This window comes from Streptomyces microflavus (genome assembly GCF_014650075.1).
Lineage (GTDB): Bacteria > Actinomycetota > Actinomycetes > Streptomycetales > Streptomycetaceae > Streptomyces > Streptomyces microflavus.
In genome coordinates, this window is sequence record NZ_BMUG01000011.1 from 227,546 (window position 1) to 244,622 (window position 17,077).

Sequence of the window (17,077 nt, forward strand, 5' to 3'; positions counted from 1 at the left end):
CCGCGGCCGACCCCGGGCGCTGGCCCGACATCGTCACCCGGCCCCGCGTCTCCCGCGCCCGTACGGCACTCGCCACCCGCATCGTCCGCCACGCCCTCGCCGGACTCCCGCTGCGCGCCCGGCTCGCGGGCGGGGAGGACATCGGCCTCGGCGGGCCGCTCATGGACATCCGGGACCCCGACGCCTTCTTCCGGCGGATCGGCGCGAGCGGGCTCATCGGCTTCGGCGAGTCCTACATGGCCGGCGAGTGGGACGCCCCCGACCTGGTGGGCGTGCTCACCGTCCTCGCCGACAACGCGGCGGAACTGATCCCCGCCCCGCTGCAACGGCTGCGTTCCCTCTGGGCGTTGCGCAAGCCCGAGACCCAGCTCAACACCCCCGAGGGCTCCCGGGAGAACATCAGCCACCACTACGACCTCTCCAACGAGCTCTTCGCCCTCTTCCTGGACGAGACGCTCTCCTACTCCTCCGCCGTCTTCCGGGGCTTCCCCGCCGAGCAGTCCCTGCTGCCCGCCGCCCAGCACCGCAAGATCGACCTGCTGCTGGACGCGGCCGGCGTCGGCGAAGGCACCCGGCTCCTGGAGATCGGCACAGGCTGGGGCGAACTCGCCGTCCGCGCGGCGGCCCGCGGCGCCCGGGTCGTCAGCGTCACCCTCTCCGCCGAGCAGCGCCAACTGGCCCGTACGCGCATCCGCGAGGCCGGTTTCGAGGACCGGGCGGAGGTCCGGCTCTGCGACTACCGCCAGGTCACCGGCGAGTACGACGCCATCGTCAGCGTCGAGATGATCGAGGCGGTCGGCGAGGAGTTCTGGCCCGTCTACTTCCGGACCCTGGACCGGCTCCTCGCCCCCGGCGGCCGGGTCGCCCTCCAGGCCATCACCATGCCGGACGACCGGCTGCGCGCCAGCCGCTCCACGTACACCTGGATCCACAAGTACATCTTCCCCGGCGGACTGCTGCCGTCCACCGAGGCGATCGAGCGGGTCACCACCGAGCACACCCGGCTGCGGACGGTCCAGCGCATCGGCTACGGCGCGCACTACGCCGAGACGCTGCGCCTGTGGCGCGAACGGTTCACCGAGCGGTCCGCCGAGGTCGACGCCCTCGGCTTCGACGCCGTCTTCCGCCGGATGTGGACCTTCTACCTGGCCTACTCCGAGGCGGGCTTCCGCTCCGGCTACCTCGATGTGCAGCAACTGCTCCTGACCCGTGAACCGACCCACCAGGAGAACCGGTGACCACCACCGCCGACAGGCCCCCCGCGAAGCCGGCCGCCCGCCGCACCCCCACCGGCGCCGCCCAGCGGCTCCAACCCCTGGCAGAGCGGCTGCTCGGCGGCCAACTGCCGGTCCGGGTACGGATGTGGGACGGCAGCGAGGCCGGACCCGAGGACGCCCCCACGGTCCATGTACGCTCCCGCCGGGCGCTGCGCCGGCTGCTCTGGGAGCCGGGGGAACTCGGCCTCGCCGAGGCCTACATCACCGGGGACATCGACCTCGCCGAGGACCTGGGCGACGGGCTGCGCGCCATGCGCCGGGCGGTGAGCGAACGGGGTCTCGCCCCGCCCGCGCCCTCGCTCGCCGACCGGCTCAGAGCGGCGGGCACGGCCCTGCGGCTCGGTGCCGTGGGGCCCCGCCCGCCGGTCCCCGCAGCGCGGGCCGGGCTGCGCGGAGCGCTGCACAGCAAGGCCCGGGACCGGGCGGCGATCAGCCACCACTACGACCTGTCCAACGCCTTCTACGCGCTGCTCCTCGACGAGACCATGGCGTACTCCTGCGGCTACTGGACCAGCGACGCGGCCGGCTACGGCCCGGCCGACGCGCAGCGCGACAAGCTGGAGCTGATCTGCCGCAAGCTCGGACTGCGGCCCGGCGCACGCCTGTTGGACATCGGCTGTGGCTGGGGCTCGCTGACCCTCCACGCGGCCCAGCACCACGGCGTCCGGGTCACCGCCGTCACCCTCGCCGCCGAACAGGCCGCGTACGTACGGGGGCAGGTGGCGAAACGCGGCCTGGAGGAACTGGTCGAGGTCCTCAACATCGACTACCGGGACATCGCCGCGCGGCCGGAGACCCGGGGCGCGTACGACGCCGTCTCCACGATCGAGATGGGCGAGCACGTCGGGGACGCCGAGTACCCCGCCTTCACCCGGATCCTGCACGACTCCCTGCGGCCGCAGGGCCGGGTGCTGGTCCAGCAGATGTCGCGGGGTGCCGACGCCCCGGGCGGCGGCGCGTTCATCGAGTCGTACATCGCCCCGGACATGCACATGCGGCCGGTGGGGGAGACCGTCGGACTGCTGGAGGGCTCCGGGCTCGAAGTGCGGGACGTCGAAGCCCTGCGCGAGCACTACGTGCTGACCGTGGACGCCTGGCGGCGGACGCTGGAGGAGCGCTGGTCGGACTTCGTGGACCTGGTGGGGGAGGAGACCGCGCGGGTCTGGCGGCTCTACCTCGTCGGCGGCGCCCTCGCGTTCGAGGAGCGGCGCATGGGCGTCGACCAGATCCTGTGCGTACGCCCCGACAGGACCGGCAGGGCCGCGATGGAGCCCACCCGGCGCGACTGGTACGAGGCGCAGCGGTGAGTGGCTTCGCCTGGGCCGCGTTCGCGAGCGGACTCGCGGGCGCGGCCGGCGCCGCACTCGCCGTCATGCTGATCACCTTCGCCATCGCCCTCAGGAAGGGCGTCCACCGCATCGTCGACGTCGCCTGGGGCATCGGCTTCGCCGCCGTCGCCCTCGTCTCGTACGGCCTCTCGGCCGGTGAGGGTGACGGCACGCGGCGCCTGGTGGTGACCGTGCTGACGGTGGTCTGGGGCCTGCGGCTCGCCGTCCACATCGGGCGGCGCGGGCGCGGCCACGGGGAGGACCCACGCTACGAGAAGATGCTCGCCAAGGCCCCCGGCAACCCCCAGCTCTACGCCCTGCGCAAGGTCTACCTGCTCCAGGGCGCACTGGTCTGGCTGGTCTCGCTGCCGGTGCAGGCCGCGCAGTACCTGACCGGGCCCCTGGTGTGGTGGGCCTGGGCGGGTGCGGTCCTGTGGGCGGTCGGGCTGGCCTTCGAGGGGATCGGGGACCACCAGCTCGCCCGGTTCAAGGCCGACCCCGCCAACAAGGGGAAGATCATGGACCGGGGCCTGTGGTCCTGGACCCGGCACCCGAACTACTTCGGCGACTTCCTTGTCTGGTGGGGCCTGTTCCTCTTCGTCTGCCAGGCGCCCGGAGCCGCCGCCGCTACCGTCGTGGCCCCGCTGGTGATGAGCTTGCTGCTGACGAAGGGGAGCGGGGCGGCCCTGCTGGAGCGGCACATGGCCGACCGCCCGGGGTTCGCCGAGTACGTGGCCCGGACCAGCGGGTTCTTCCCCCGGCCGCCGCGGCGCGGCTGACCTCTGTGGGGGGCCTGTACGCGCTCACGCGTACAGGCCCTCAGTCCAGCCCGCGCGCCTTCTCGAACCGCGCCCGCGCCTCGCCCAGGTCCACCACCGGGTCCGGGTAGTCCAGCGAGTCCTTCACCTTCCACGGCTCGTGGACCGCGGACCCCTTCACCTCCGCCAGCTCCGGCACCCACCGGCGTACGTAGTCGCCGTGCGGGTCGTAGCGCTTGCCCTGGGTCACCGGGTTGAGCACCCGGTTGGGGCGGGTGTCCGTGCCGGTGCCCGCGGCCCACTGCCAGTTGAGCTGGTTGTTGGCGATGTCGCCGTCGACCAGCAGCTCCAGGAAGTGCCGGGCGCCAACCCGCCAGTCCACGTACAGCGTCTTGGTGAGGAAGCTCGCGGCGAGCAGCCGGCCCCGGTTGTGCATCCACCCCTCGTGGGCCAGCTGCCGCATCGCCGCGTCCACCACGGGATAGCCGGTCCGCCCGGTCTTCCAGGCGGTGATCTCGTCCTCGTCCGAGCGCCAGCGGTCCTGGCGCGGCCGGTAGTCGGACCAGGAGGCGTCGTGGCGGGCGGCCAGCACCTGGTGGTGGAAGTCGCGCCAGGCCAGCTGCCGGACGAACGCCTCGCCGCCCGGCCCGCCCTTCTCCCGCGCCCGGCCGACCAGTTCGGCGGCGGAGACCGTACCGAAGTGGAGGTGGGGGGAGAGCCGGGAGGTGGCGTCCCCGGCGAGATCGTCATGGCCGTCGGCGTAGTCGGCCAGGTCTCCGCTCAGCCACGACGTCACCAGCTTGCGGCCCGCCTGCTCGCCCCCGTCGGCGAGAGCGGGGGAGACGTCCCCGACACCGTCCCGGGAGGGGAGGGGATCGGAGGAGAGCTCCCCCTCCGGGAGCCGGACCGCGCGGGGTGCGGTCAGTGTGCCCCGTACCCCCGCCGCCTCCCAACGGCGGAAGTACGGGGTGAACACCGCGAAGTGGTCCTTGCCCGTCGGGACCACCCGGCCCGGAGCGAGCGCGGTGACCACCGCGTCGTGGAGGCGCAGCTCGCAGCCGCTGTCCGCCAGGGCGGTACGCAGCTGCTCCTCGCGCCGTTCGGCGTACACGCTCACCCCGGCGGCCAGGTGCACCGCCCCCGCCCCGGTCTCTTCGACCACCCGGCGCACCTCCTTCGCCACCGGACCGGTACGGACGATGAGCCGGCCGCCCCGTTTCCGTAGCCCGGCGTCCAGGTCCGCCAGGCAGTCGGCGAGGAAGGCGAGCCGGTTGGGGGCGTCGAACCCGGCCCGGTGGACGGCGTCGTCCCGGACGAAGAGCGGGACGACCCGGTCCGCGTCCCGCAGGGCGGAACGCAGCACCGGGTTGTCGTGCAGACGCAGATCGGAGGTGAACAGCACCACCGCGACGTTCATGGAACGGATGCTCCTTGCAGAGGGGGCTGGGGTCGATCGGTCAGGCCGTTGGGAAGTCCATCAGGGCCACCGGGTCGGACGTCGGTTCGGCCGATCCGCCCGCCGGTTCGACCGTGATGCCCATGCCCGTCGCCCGGTCCACGGGCCCGTCCAGCAGCACCGCGTCATCGCTCGCCGCCGGGTTCATCAGGCCGGCCGAACGCATGGTGCCCTCGTCGTTGAACCAGAGCTGGTACACCTTGCCGCTCGGCGGCCGCTCCATCCCCGAGGCGAGGAACACGGCCCGGTTTTGGCCCTGCGAGACGACGACGGTGCCGCGGGCCCCGCCGGTCAGCTCGCCCGACGTGGTCTTCGCGTCGGGCGCGGAGAGCACCTGGGCCAGCTGCTCGTTCTGCCGCGTGGCTTGGTTCGCCTCCTGGCGGGCGTCCTGCGCCACCTGGTTCTGCCACACCGCCACCCCGCCGAAGGCGGCCGCCGCCGCGATGCAGGCGGCCAGTGCGTAGGTGGACCAGCGGCCGGTGCGGCCATTGCCGACCGTACGTCCTCGTCTGCCGTGCGCCGGAGGCTCCTGGCGTACGGTCGTGATCTCCCGCAGCACCCTCTCGCGCAGCTCGCGCGGCGGGGTCTCGGCGACGGCGAGCCCGAGCCGGGCGGCCGTGGCCGACAGCTCCCGCACCTCCTGGGTGCAGGCCTCGCAGTCGCCCAGATGCCGCTCGAACTCGCGGCGCTCGTCCTCCGGCAGCGCATGCAGGGCATAGGCCCCGGTCAGCGTGTGCAGATCGGCCGTGGTCATGCGCTCACCCCCAGGCAGTCGCGCAGCCGGATGAGGCCGTCGCGGAGTCGTGTCTTGATGGTGCCCAGCGGCACGGTGAGGAGTTCCGCCACCTCACGGTAGGTCAGGCCCCGGTAGTAGGCCAGGGTCACGGACTGCCGCTGGAGTTCGGAGAGCGTCCGCAGACAGCGGCGCACCTGCTCTCTCTCCAGCCGGGTCTCCACCTGTTCGGAGACCTCGTCGAAGGCGGGCGTCCGGTCCAGCAGCGCCGCCTTGTGCTCCCGCGCCGCCGACGCCTCGGCCGAGCGGACCCGGTCGACGGCCCGGTGGTGGGCGAGGGTCAGCACCCAGTTCATCGCGCTGCCCCGGGAGGCCTGGAAGCGCGGCGCGGTACGCCACACCTCCACCAGGACCTCCTGGGCGACCTCCTCCGACTGGGCCGGATCGCGGAGCACACTGCGTACGAGGCCGAACACGGGCCCGGAGACGGCGTCGTACACCTTGGCGAACGCGTCCTGGTCCCCCCGCGCGACCCGGACCAGGAGTTCCTGGAGGTCGGGTCCTGGCGAGGGCACCCCGCGGATCTGTACGGCTTCGTTCACGCGGGTTTCCTCCCGGGACGTCATCGGTTCCGGGAGTGATTCGGAGCCGGCGGCCGTGCGGATTGGTCGGATGCCCGCGATCTTTCCAGACCCGGCCCCGCCCGGCCGTGCGACGCAGCGGTGAGATTCAGCCCCGCGTTCCCACCGGCCCGGTCCGTGGCTCCACCGGCCTCTCCTGGCCCCGCCGGGTGGCGCGCAGGGCGAGGAAGACCAGCAGCCCGAACGGCGAGAGCAGGATCGTCAGGACGAGCAGGGGGCCCATCAGCCACGGGGAGAACCCCAGCTTCCGGGCCTGGAGGAACATCCACTGGCCGATCAGCAGATCCCAGGCGATCACCTGCGCCCACAGGGCCCCGGCGCCCTCGGCCAGCGCTGTCAGCTCCCGGAAGGTATCGATGTCCGGGCTGCTCACCGCCGTCCAGAGCTCCGGGAAGACCTGGACGGCCAGGACGGTGTAGACGGCGAGGAGCGGCAGGACCGTCAGCGGTGACGAGACGACGCGGGTGGTGACGGACCACCCGGGAGCGAAGATCATCAGCAGCCAGAACGGGGCGGCCAGATAGAACGTGACCTCGAAGAGGGTGCCGGTCATGCGGTGAACTCCTTGCTGTCGGAAGCCGGTTCGGTCTCTGCGCGTACGGATGCGGGTCCGGGCGCGGTGCGCAGCGCCGCCCACACCCCGGCCGCCACCGCAGCAAGCAGCACCCCGGCCGCCATGAGGGTCGCCGCGTCCGGGTGGATCAGGGACTGCCCCCGCAGCGCCTGCCAGGTGGTCAGCGCGACGAGGCCCGCGTACCCGGCCGTCGCCACCCGTACGAGACGCAGCCGCACCCCCGCATCGCGCAGCCGGGCGAGCCGGGGCGCGAGCAGCACCAGGGCGATCAGGAACAGCGGGATCAGCTGGAGCGCGTGCATGCCCACGAAGTGCGGGGCCCGCAGATCGCCGCCGGTCGTGGACCAGCCGGTCAGCGGCATCGCGGGGCCGCCGTCCGGCACGCCGACCGAGTGGGCGCCGATCACCTCGGCGGTGTCCAGGTTCCCGGCCGCCTGCTGCTCCGCGCTCGGCAGCGTCATCAGGAAGCCGAGCCCCGCGCCCACCAGGGCGATCAGCACGCCACCCCGGATCGCCCAGGCCGCCGCCCGGTCCGCGATCGAGGCGCGCAGCAGCAGGATCCCGATCGCCAGGGTCGCCGCCCACAGCACGATGATCGTGATCCCCATCACGCTGAACAGGGCCGTGTCGAGCGGGGTCGCGGCGTTGAAATGGCTGCGCTTCCCGCGGACCACCTGCACGGTGATGACCGTCATCTCGACGAGGCTCGTGAGGACGACCACGTTCCCCGCCCACCAGCCGGTCCGGTGCCCCCGGGTGAGATGCGTCAGCATCCAGGCCAGCGTCAGACCGTAGGCGGCGAGGGAGACGGTGAACTTGAACGGCTTCGCCCAGATCGGAGCTCCCGCCAGCACCCGGTCGTCGACCACGAGGCCCACGGCGGAGACGAGGGCCCAGAGGGCCATCACGGCGGAGAAGACGACTAAGGGGCGATGCCAGGAACGCCAGGACGACATGAGGGACCCCCGTGAGATGTATGGATAGTGGCACTTACTGCTATCGGTTAGTGGCACTATCTATGATGGGGGTCTGATCTGGCAAGGGCGGAAGGATGAACACGCGGTGCGCATCGGTGAGTTGAGTCGCAGGTCCGGGGTCCCGGTCCCGACGATCAAGTTCTACGTACGGGAACGGCTCCTGCCCGCAGGGGAGCTGACGAGCCCCAACCAGGCGGACTACGGCCCGGACCACGAGAGGCGGCTGCGCCTGATCCGGGTCCTGCTGGAGGTGGGCGGTCTCTCGCTCGCGGCCATCGCCGAGGTCCTGGAGGCCGCGGACGACCCCGAACAGCCGGTGATACGGGTGCTGGGCCGGGCGGCGGAAGGTGTCCCCCCGCTCGGTGAGGGCGAGGCCGGGCCGGAGCTGGAACAGGCCCGGGAGGATGTGGCCGAGCTGCTGCGGCGGCGCGGCTGGCAGGTCGACGAGGGGGCCTCGGCCGCCGAGTCACTGGCCGGAGTGGTCGCCGCACTGCGCGGGGTCGGGCACGGCGGGCTCGTCGACCTGATGGACGTCTACGCGGACGCGGCCGAGAAGGTCGCCGGCGCCGACCTCGACTACGTCATGAGCCGGGTGGCGCGCGAGGAGCTGGTCGAGGGCGTCGTCGTCGGTACGGTCCTGGGCGAGGCGATGTTCGGCGCGCTGCGCAGGCTCGCCCACGAGGACGTCTCGGTCCGGCGGTACGAGTCGCGGGCGGCCGGTGGGCCGTTGGCCGGCGGGGGTGCTGCGGGGGCCTGACATTCCCCGCGGACGTGCACGGACCCCGCCCGCCGAGGACGGCGGGCGGGGTCCGGGTGCTTCCGGGTGCGAGGCGCGCCTACGCGGCCGCCCCCGGCCCCTCCTGCTCGCGCTCCACCTGCTCGTTCCACTCGCGCTTGACCTCGCGCCAGGCGTCGTCGTTCTGGCCGAGGCGCCAGTAGCCGGAGATCGACAGCTGCTGGAGGGGGATCTGCCGCTCCACGCGCAGGTGGCGGCGGATCTCCTTCACGAAGGCCGCCTCCCCGTGCACGAACGCCTGGACCTCGCCCTCGGGGAAGTCCAGCTCCTTCACGGCGGCGGTCAGCAGCTCGCCGACCGGCCGGCCGCCGCGGTGCAGCCAGGTCACGGCCACCCCGTCGGGCGTCACGATCTTCTGCTCCTCGGAGGCGTCCGGCACCTCGACGAAGGCGTGCACCAAGGAGCCCGCGGGCATCTGCTCCAGCGATGCGGCGATCGCCGGCAGGGCGCTCTCGTCACCGGCCAGGAGGTGCCAGTCGGCCGAGGCCTGCGGCCCGTAGCCGCCGCCGGGGCCGAGGAAGGTCACCTGCTCGCCCACCTGGGCACGCTGCGCCCATGGTCCCGCGAGGCCCTCGTCGCCGTGGACGACGAAGTCCACGGCCATCTCCCGGGCGGCCGGGTCCCACGAGCGCACCGTGTACGTGCGGGTGGTGGGCCACAGCTCGCGCGGGTGGCTCTCGCGGATGGCGGCGATATCGAACGGGTGCGCGTAGTCCGCGCCCTCGGGCGCGAAGCACAGCTTGATGTAGTGGTCGGTGAAGCCGGAGAGGGAGAAGTCGGCGAGCCCTTCGCCGCCGAGGACCACCCGCACCATGTGCGGGGTGATCTGCTCGGTGCGCACGACCTGCGCCCCCTGGGCCTTGGGTCCTTGCCGGGCCGGCCGCTCTGCCACGAGGTACTCCCTGGGTTCGACGTACGGGCACGCACGTCGGGTGGACGTGCCGGTGCGGCGTACATATCGGCGCACCGGGCCCGGTACACCTCCGGCCCCGATGACTTAGGTATGCCTAAGTTAACACCTCAGGCCTGAAGAGTGGTGAGGAGCCGCTGAAGCGCCCCGCCCAGCCCCCACTGGTCCGCAAGCGCTTCCAGCGCGGCCGGATCGCGCGGCTCACGCGGCAGCGCCGGGTCGAAGTCGGGCAGCGGCACGTCCTGGGCCACCCGCACGACCTTCGGTGCGACCGCCACGTAGTCCCGCGCCTCGTCCAGCCGCTTGCGCTGCGAAGGGGTCAGCTTCGCGGCCGGGTCGTCCACCGCCGCCATGATCCCGGCCACGTCCCCGTAGGCGTCCAGCAGCTTCGCGGCCGTCTTCTCGCCGATGCCGGGCACGCCCGGGAGGCCGTCGCTCGGGTCGCCGCGGAGCAGGGCCAGGTCGACATAGCCCGCGCCGTCCACCCCGTACTTCTCGCGGAGCCACGCCTCGTCCGTCATCTGGAGCGTGCCGACGCCCTTGAGCGGATAGAGCACCCGCACCTGACGGGCGTCGTCGACCAGCTGATAGAGGTCGCGGTCGCCGGTCACAATGTCCACCGGCCCGGTCGCGCGGGCGGTGAGCGTGCCGATCACGTCGTCCGCCTCGTACGGCGTGACGCCGATCCGGGCGATCCCGAGCGCGGCCAGCACGTCCTCGATGATCGGGACCTGCGGGGAGAGCGTGTCGGGGATCTCCTCCTCGTCGGTCTGCCCCGCGGGCGTCTCCACGGCCACCCGGTGCGCCTTGTACGTAGGGATCAGGTCCACCCGCCACTGCGGGCGCCAGTCGTTGTCCCAGCAGGCCACCAGATCGTCCGGCCGGTGGTCCTGCACCAGGCGGGCGATGAAGTCGAGGAGTCCGCGCGCGGCGTTGACCGGGGTCCCGTCCGGCGCGCGCACCGAGTCGGGGACGCCGAAATAGGCGCGGAAGTAGAGGGAGGCGGTGTCGAGGAGCATCAGGCGTCGCGTCACGGAACCGATGATGCCCCACACCACTGACAGTCGCCGTCGATGGCTCCCGGTGACCGGAAACAGCCCTGCCCGTGACCTGGATCACTGTTGTGTTTGGGCTGTGTAAGTACGGGCAGGCGCGCCACCGGAGCGGACCACGTCGCTTTTTCAACTAGTGCACGTGCCATGCGGACCGAACCCGCACCGCTCCACGGTCTGCTGGCGGGGGTGGCAGACCGTTTTTCGGTTCAACCCGTGAGGTGTATGTGTCCAGGCTGCAAGCCGAGAACTTGTACAAAGTGTTCGGCCGACGACCCGATCAAGCCGTCCGAAAGCTGGAGAGCGGCACCGACCGCGACGAACTCCGCGCCGAAGGAACGACCGCAGCGGTGATCGACGCCTCCTTCACGGTGGAACCGGGCCAGATCTTCGTCGTCATGGGACTGTCCGGTTCGGGCAAGTCCACGCTGCTGCGGATGCTCAACGGGCTGCTCGAACCCACCGCCGGACGCGTGCTCTTCGACGACCAGGACCTGACGGCCCTGAGCCCCCGCGAGCTGCGCCATGTGCGCTCCTCCAAGATCAGTATGGTCTTCCAGCACTTCGCGCTCTTCCCTCACCGAAGCGTCCTGGACAACGCCGCGTACGGCCTTGAGGTCCAGGGTGTACCCCGTTCCGAGCGGATCAGGCGTGCCACCGAGGCGCTGGAGCTCACCGGCCTCGCCGGCTGGGAGAATTCCTGGCCCGACGAGCTGTCCGGCGGTATGCAGCAGCGCGTCGGCCTCGCCCGCGCGCTCGCCACCGACGCCGACCTGCTCCTCATGGACGAGTCCTTCAGCGCGCTCGACCCGCTGATCCGGCGCGACATGCAGGACCAGCTCCTGGAGCTCCAGAAGCGGCTGAAGAAGACCATCGTCTTCATCACCCACGACCTCAACGAGGCCATGCGCCTGGGCGACCGGATCGCCGTGATGCGCGACGGGAAGATCGTCCAGCTCGGCACCGCCGAGGACATCCTCGTCACCCCGGCCAACGACTACGTCGCCTCCTTCACCCAGGACGTCGACCGCTCCCGGGTGCTCACCGCGGGCGCCATCATGGCCGAACCGCACACCGTCATGGGCTCCACCACGAAGGACGGCAAGGAACTGCGCACCCCGCAGGACGTCATCGCGGCGGCCCCCGCCACGGTCTCGGAGTCCACGCCGATCATCGAGCTGTTCACCCCCTGCTCGCAGAGCGGGGACCCGGTGGCCGTCACCGACTCCAAGGGCAAGCTCGTCGGCGTCGTCCCGAGCTCCCGGCTCCTTGCCGTGCTCGGCGACCCGATGACGCCCACGGAGACCATGAAGGACTCCGAGGCGCCGTCCAGGACGCTCTCCGACAACGATGCCGTGAAGAAGGTGGCCAGTGTTTAGGCTCCCTCTCGGTGACTGGGTCGACTCCGCCGTCGACTGGCTCCAGACCCACCTCGCCTGGCTCTTCGACGCGATCAGCTCCGTCGTCAGTGGCATGTTCGACGGCATAGCCGCCGTACTCTCCGCCCCCCACCCGCTCCTCTTCGCGGGCATCGTCGCGGTCATCGCCTGGTGGCTGCGCGGGCTTCCGGCCGGGCTGCTGGCCTTCGTCGGCTTCGCCCTCATCGACTCCGTCGAGCTGTGGGCCGAGGCGATGGACACCCTCACCCTGGTGCTCGTCGCGACCCTCGTCACGCTGGTCATCGCCGTCCCGCTCGGCATCTGGGCCTCCCGGTCCAAGACCGTCAGCGCGGTGGTCCGGCCGGTCCTCGACTTCATGCAGACCATGCCCGCCATGGTCTACCTGATCCCCGGCGTCATCTTCTTCGGCGTCGGCGTGGTCCCCGGCATCATCGCCACCATCATCTTCGCGCTGCCCCCGGGCGTCCGGATGACCGAACTCGGCATCCGCCAGGTCGACGGCGAACTCGTCGAGGCGGCCGAGGCCTTCGGCACCACCTCGCGCAACACCCTCCTCCGCGTCCAGCTGCCGCTCGCGCTGCCCACGATCATGGCGGGCATCAACCAGGTCATCATGCTGGGCCTGTCCATGGTCGTCATCGCGGGCATGGTCGGCGGCGGCGGCCTCGGTGGCTCCGTCTACCGCGCCATCGGCAACATCGACGTCGGTCTCGGCTTCGAGGCGGGCATCTCCATCGTCATCCTCGCCATGTACCTGGACCGGATGACCGGCGCGCTCGGCCGCGAGGTCTCCCCGCTGGCCCGCCGCGCGGCCGCCAAGGTCCAGGCCTCGGCCGAGGGCTGGAAGATCTGGACCTACCGTCCGCAGCCCGTCGTCGCGGTCGCCGGCATCGTGGCCCTCGCGCTCGTCGCGGGCGGCATGGGCATCTTCGGCGGCTCCGCCAAGGACACCGCGTCCGGCGCGGACGCGCAGGTCGGCGACGGCAAGAAGGTCTCCATCGGCTACATCCCGTGGGACGAGGGCATCGCCTCCACCTTCCTCTGGAAGGAGATGCTGGAACAGCGCGGCTACGAGGTCGACGTCAAGCAGTACGAGGCCGGCTCGCTCTACACCGGCATGGCCAACGGGCAGATCGACTTCCAGACCGACTCCTGGCTCCCGACCACCCACGCCAGCTACTGGGAGAAGTACCAGGACCGCCTTGAGGACCTCGGCGCCTGGTACGAGCCCACCTCGCTGGAGCTCGCCGTCCCCGCGTACATGAAGGACGTCCAGTCGATGGACGACCTGAAGGGCCGGGCCTCCGAGTTCAAGGGCCGGATCGTCGGCATCGAGCCGAGCGCCGGTGAGATGGGCCTGCTCAAGGACAAGCTCCTGCCGGGCTACGGCCTGGACAAGGAGTACAAGCTCATCGACGGCTCCACGCCGTCCATGCTGGCCGAGCTGAAGCGCGCGTACGCCAAGAAGGAACCGATCGTCGTTCCGCTCTGGTCGCCGCACTGGGCGTACAACGAGTACGACCTCACCAAGCTCAAGGACCCCAAGAAACTCTGGGGCGAGGGCGACGGCGTCCACACCCTGGCGCGCAAGGGCTTCTCCGCCGAGAACCCCGTGGTCGCCAAGTGGCTCCAGGACTTCAAGATGAGCGAGAAGCAGCTCACCAGCCTTGAGGCCGAGATCCAGAAGGCCGGCTCCGGCAAGGAGCAGGAGGCCGTCCGCACCTGGCTGAAGGCCAACCCGGGCGTCGCCGAGAAGTGGTCCCCCGCCCCGAAGGGCGCCGAGGCCGCCCCCGGGGGCAAGGACGAGCGTGACCGTGCCCTGGAGGTCGCCTGGTTCCCCTGGGAGGAGGACATCGCCGCCACGTACCTGTGGAAGGCGGTCCTGGAGGAGCGCGGCTACAAGATCAATCTCAAGCAGTTCGAGGTCGGTCCGATGTACGCCGCCATGTCACGCGGCCAGATCGACGTGCAGTTCGACGGCTGGCTGCCGTACACCCAGAAGAACTACTGGGACAAGTACGGCGACAAGCTGACGGACATCGGCTCCTGGTACGGGCCGACCTCCATCGAGGTCGCGGTCCCCGACTACGTCAAGGACGTCAAGACCCTCGACGACCTCAAGGGCAAGGGCTCCGACTTCAAGGGCCGGATCGTCGGCATCGAGCCCGGCACCGCGACCATGGAGAACCTCAAGAAGAACGTCCTGCCGCAGTACGGCCTGGACAAGGAGTACAAGGTCCTGGACTCCTCCACACCCGGCATGCTCGCCGAGCTGAAGCGGGCGTACGCCAAGAAGGAGCCCGTCGCCGTCCTGCTCTGGACCCCGCACTGGGCGTACAACGAGTACGGCATGACCAAGCTGAAGGACCCGAAGAAGGCGTTCGGTGACGGCGACCGGCTGCACACCATCGCCTCCAAGGCGTTCCCCGAGCAGTACCCGCAGCTGACGAAGTGGTTCAAGGACTTCGAGCTGACCGAGAAGCAGCTCGGCGGTCTGGAGAACGAGATCCAGAAGCACGGCGCGGGTCACGAGGAGGAAGCCGTGAAGGCCTGGATGGACGAAAATCCCGGCATCGCGGACACCCTGGCACCCCAGTAGGGCATCCAGGACCGGAAAAGCGCAGGTGAGGGGTGGGTGCCGCCGTCGGGCGGGGCCCACCCCTTCCGGCTGTCCGGGGGCCGATTACCGGACGTCTCGCGCAACCATGTGCGTAAGGTGCTGGCAGCCGGGAGGATGGCTGAGGCGGGAGGGAGCCCGGACATGGACGACAAGGACACACCGCGCGTGGGTGCCGCGGTCCGCCGTCGGCGCCGCACCCTGGGCCTCACGCTGGCCGTGGTCGCCGAGCGCAGCGGGCTCTCCGTGCCCTTCCTCAGCCAGATCGAGAACGAGCGCGCCCGCCCCAGCGCCCGCTCCCTCGACCGGGTCGCCGAGGCCCTGGAGACCACCACCTCACGGCTGCGGGCCGCCGCCGACTCGGCGCGCGCGGTCGATGTCGTACGGGGTGAGGACGGCGACGGCGTACGCCGGGTGGTGCGAGGGCGCCACCAGCTCAGCGCCCTGGAGTTCACCGGCGAGCAGGACCTCGGGCGCGAGTTCCAGCACCGCAACGACGAACTGATGTACGTTGTCGAGGGCGCCGCCGAGGTCGAGGCCGAGGGCCAGGCGTACCGGCTGGAGCGCGGCGACACCCTGTTTCTCTCCGGCGGCGTACGGCACCGCTGGCGGGCCACCCTGCCCGGCACCCGGCTGCTGCTCGTCGCGGTCGCCGAGCACATCGACGCCACGTACGACTCCCGCCGCTGAGAGCCGGGCCCATGCGCGTCGTCTCCCTGGTCCCCTCCCTCACCGAGGCCGTCGCCGCCACCGCCCCCGGGCTGCTCACCGGGGTCACCGACTGGTGCACGCACCCCGCCGGCCTCACCGCCGCCCGGATCGGCGGCACCAAGAACCCGGACGTGGCCGCGATCACCGCCCTCGCCCCGGATCTGGTGATCGCCAACGAGGAGGAGAACCGCGCCCCCGACCTCGCCGCCCTCCGCCAGGCCGGGATCGACGTCCTGGTCACCGAGATCCGCACCCTGGACCAGGCCTTCACCGAACTGGACCGGGTCCTCACCACCGGCTGCGGTCTGCCCCGCCCCCGCTGGCTGGACGAGGCCGAGGCCGCCTGGGCCGCGCTGCCCGCCCCGTCCGGGAGCCCGCGCCCCGCGATCGTGCCGATCTGGCGCAGGCCCTGGATGGTGCTCGGCAGCGACACCTTCGCCGGTGATCTGCTGGCCCGCCTCGGGGTGTGCAACGTCTACGCGGACCATGCCGAGCGCTACCCGCGCATCCCGCTCGCCGAGCTGAACGGGTCCGGCGCCGAGCTGGTCGTGCTGCCCGACGAGCCCTACCGCTTCACCACCGACGACGGGCCCGAGGCCTTCCCCGGACTGCCCGCGGCCCTCGTCGACGGCCGCCTGCTCACCTGGTACGGGCCGTCGCTGCTGCAGGCGGCACGGGAGCTGCCGTCAGCGCTCCGCTGACCACCCCGCGCACGGTCCGCGCCCCGGCCACCGCCCACGCCACCACCAGGAACGCGTACAGGGCCACGGCCAGCCAGGTCAGGGCGTCCAGCCCGGTGTGCCGGGCCAGCCCGGCCGCCCCCGTCACACACGTACCCACAGGGAACGTGAACGCCCACCACGTCATCGCGAAACCCATACCGTCACGCGTCGCCCTTATGACCATCGCCCCGGCCAGCGCCAGCCACAGCAGCGCGAAGCCCATCACAGGCACCCCATAGAGCACCGCGAACGCACCGAACGCCGAGGCATAGGGCCCCGCGACCGCTCCCGGAGCCGCGTCGGCCAGCTGATTGACGGCGGTCGTCGACTGGCCCAGCGGCCCCAGCACCAGGAACAGCGTCGGGGTCAGCGCGAGCGGCAGCGGCCCCTGGTGGACCAGCCGGGCGAAGACGAGCGGCAGCACCACCAGCGTGGCCAGCAGGGAGAGCCCGAACATCGCGTAGCAGGCCAGCAGCAGCGCCTCCCGCCCCTGCCCGGCCGCCACGTGGGGCACCAGCAGCGCGCCCTGAGAGGCCGAGACCATCGGGGCGACCAGCGGCAGCAGCCAGACCGGCGAAGCGGTCCCGGGCGCGGGACGGTGGCGTACGACCATCAGGTACGGGACCACGACGGCGGCCACCAGACCGATCGCCGTCCCCGCGACGAACAGCACCACATCCACGGCGAGAGCGGCCCGTACGCCGACGACGTCCACGCCCACGGTCAGCGTGGCCCCGCCGACCGCGAGCAGCGCCATGGCCAGGCACCCGTAGAAGGGGGCGACGGCCGGATCCAGGAGGTGGGCGCGGGCCTGGTCGCGGTGGTGGAGCCAGTGGCCGGCGCGGGCGGCGAGGACGGCGGCGAGCAGCACGGCCGACAGCGCCCACACCACCGTGCACGCGGCACGCAGCCCGGGCACGTCCACCGGGAGCGCCACCCCGGCGCTCGCGACGATCGCGGTGCCCATGACGCTCGCGTACCAGTTCGGGCCGATGTGCCGCAGGGACGGCAGCCGCCGCACGACCGGCCGCGTGTCCGTCCACCCGGCTGCGGGGCGGGGGAGGAGAGCGGCGGTCCGGGTCTGCGGAAAGATGGCCATGCCACGATTCTTCGCGCGCCCGCCGC

Annotated in this window: 16 protein-coding genes; 8 read left to right on the forward strand and 8 right to left on the reverse strand. The window is 71.8% G+C overall.

Annotation, left to right across the window (positions count from 1 at the left end; all coding sequences use genetic code 11):
* Window positions 1–29: 29 nt before the first annotated feature.
* From IE264_RS29740 to IE264_RS29750, 3 genes are read left to right on the forward strand one after another with little or no spacing between them, the layout of a single operon-like run.
* Entirely contained in the window at window positions 30–1,238 is a 1,209-nt protein-coding gene (locus IE264_RS29740) for an SAM-dependent methyltransferase (protein ID WP_229887842.1), read from the forward strand.
* Entirely contained in the window at window positions 1,235–2,584 is a 1,350-nt protein-coding gene (locus tag IE264_RS29745; protein ID WP_032758364.1) for a class I SAM-dependent methyltransferase, read from the forward strand. Before IE264_RS29740 ends, IE264_RS29745 begins: the two co-directional genes overlap by 4 nt.
* Entirely contained in the window at window positions 2,581–3,384 is an 804-nt protein-coding gene (locus IE264_RS29750; RefSeq protein WP_032758365.1) for a DUF1295 domain-containing protein, read from the forward strand. Before IE264_RS29745 ends, IE264_RS29750 begins: the two co-directional genes overlap by 4 nt.
* A 40-nt stretch (window positions 3,385–3,424) precedes the next feature.
* Here the strand turns inward: IE264_RS29750 and IE264_RS29755 are convergent, their stop codons facing one another.
* The 5 genes from IE264_RS29755 to IE264_RS29775 all read right to left on the reverse strand — a co-directional run bounded on the left by IE264_RS29755 (window position 3,425) and on the right by IE264_RS29775 (window position 7,723).
* Complete coding sequence (locus tag IE264_RS29755; protein WP_032758368.1) at window positions 3,425–4,780, reverse strand: cryptochrome/photolyase family protein; 1,356 nt, start codon at window positions 4,778–4,780, stop codon at window positions 3,425–3,427.
* Between the two features lie 40 nt (window positions 4,781–4,820).
* Window positions 4,821–5,573, reverse strand: a complete 753-nt coding sequence (locus IE264_RS29760; RefSeq protein ID WP_032758369.1) for an anti-sigma factor — start codon at window positions 5,571–5,573, stop codon at window positions 4,821–4,823.
* Entirely contained in the window at window positions 5,570–6,154 is a 585-nt protein-coding gene (locus IE264_RS29765) for a sigma-70 family RNA polymerase sigma factor (protein WP_032758371.1), read from the reverse strand. Before IE264_RS29765 ends, IE264_RS29760 begins: the two co-directional genes overlap by 4 nt.
* 127 nt (window positions 6,155–6,281) lie before the next feature.
* A complete protein-coding gene (locus IE264_RS29770) occupies window positions 6,282–6,746 on the reverse strand; it encodes an ABA4-like family protein (protein ID WP_032758374.1) in 465 nt (154 codons plus the stop codon).
* On the reverse strand, window positions 6,743–7,723 hold the full coding sequence (locus tag IE264_RS29775; RefSeq protein ID WP_032758375.1) for a hypothetical protein: 981 nt from the start codon (window positions 7,721–7,723) through the stop codon (window positions 6,743–6,745). Before IE264_RS29775 ends, IE264_RS29770 begins: the two co-directional genes overlap by 4 nt.
* Window positions 7,724–7,829: 106 nt before the next feature.
* On the opposite strand from IE264_RS29775, the gene IE264_RS29780 reads away from it, so the two are divergent.
* Window positions 7,830–8,501 (forward strand): MerR family transcriptional regulator, encoded by a 672-nt coding sequence (locus IE264_RS29780; protein WP_032758376.1) that lies wholly within the window; start codon window positions 7,830–7,832, stop codon window positions 8,499–8,501.
* A gap of 79 nt (window positions 8,502–8,580) precedes the next feature.
* Here IE264_RS29780 and IE264_RS29785 read toward each other — a convergent pair whose 3' ends face one another.
* Together IE264_RS29785 and IE264_RS29790 are read right to left on the reverse strand one after the other, a co-directional pair.
* Entirely contained in the window at window positions 8,581–9,432 is an 852-nt protein-coding gene (locus tag IE264_RS29785; RefSeq protein ID WP_015607484.1) for a siderophore-interacting protein, read from the reverse strand.
* Between the two features lie 128 nt (window positions 9,433–9,560).
* On the reverse strand, window positions 9,561–10,469 hold the full coding sequence (locus IE264_RS29790; RefSeq protein WP_180288865.1) for a 5'-3' exonuclease: 909 nt from the start codon (window positions 10,467–10,469) through the stop codon (window positions 9,561–9,563).
* A gap of 260 nt (window positions 10,470–10,729) precedes the next feature.
* Here IE264_RS29790 and IE264_RS29795 point away from each other — a divergent pair, with 260 nt between their 5' ends.
* From IE264_RS29795 to IE264_RS29810, 4 genes are all read left to right on the forward strand, one after another.
* Window positions 10,730–11,881 (forward strand): quaternary amine ABC transporter ATP-binding protein, encoded by a 1,152-nt coding sequence (locus IE264_RS29795; RefSeq protein ID WP_043971760.1) that lies wholly within the window; start codon window positions 10,730–10,732, stop codon window positions 11,879–11,881.
* The gene (locus IE264_RS29800) at window positions 11,874–14,501 is read left to right on the forward strand and encodes an ABC transporter permease/substrate binding protein (RefSeq protein ID WP_032758378.1); all 2,628 of its coding nucleotides are present in this window, start codon (window positions 11,874–11,876) and stop codon (window positions 14,499–14,501) included. The genes IE264_RS29795 and IE264_RS29800 overlap by 8 nt, the downstream gene beginning before the upstream one ends.
* A gap of 162 nt (window positions 14,502–14,663) precedes the next feature.
* Complete coding sequence (locus IE264_RS29805; protein WP_032758379.1) at window positions 14,664–15,209, forward strand: helix-turn-helix domain-containing protein; 546 nt, start codon at window positions 14,664–14,666, stop codon at window positions 15,207–15,209.
* Window positions 15,210–15,220: 11 nt separating this feature from the next.
* Window positions 15,221–15,931 (forward strand): helical backbone metal receptor, encoded by a 711-nt coding sequence (locus IE264_RS29810; RefSeq protein WP_032758380.1) that lies wholly within the window; start codon window positions 15,221–15,223, stop codon window positions 15,929–15,931.
* Here IE264_RS29810 and IE264_RS29815 read toward each other — a convergent pair.
* Window positions 15,870–17,051: a TDT family transporter gene (locus IE264_RS29815; RefSeq protein WP_032758382.1), complete on the reverse strand. Its 1,182-nt coding sequence runs from the start codon at window positions 17,049–17,051 to the stop codon at window positions 15,870–15,872. The two genes, IE264_RS29810 and IE264_RS29815, sit on opposite strands and share 62 nt — an antisense overlap.
* Window positions 17,052–17,077: the final 26 nt, after the last annotated feature.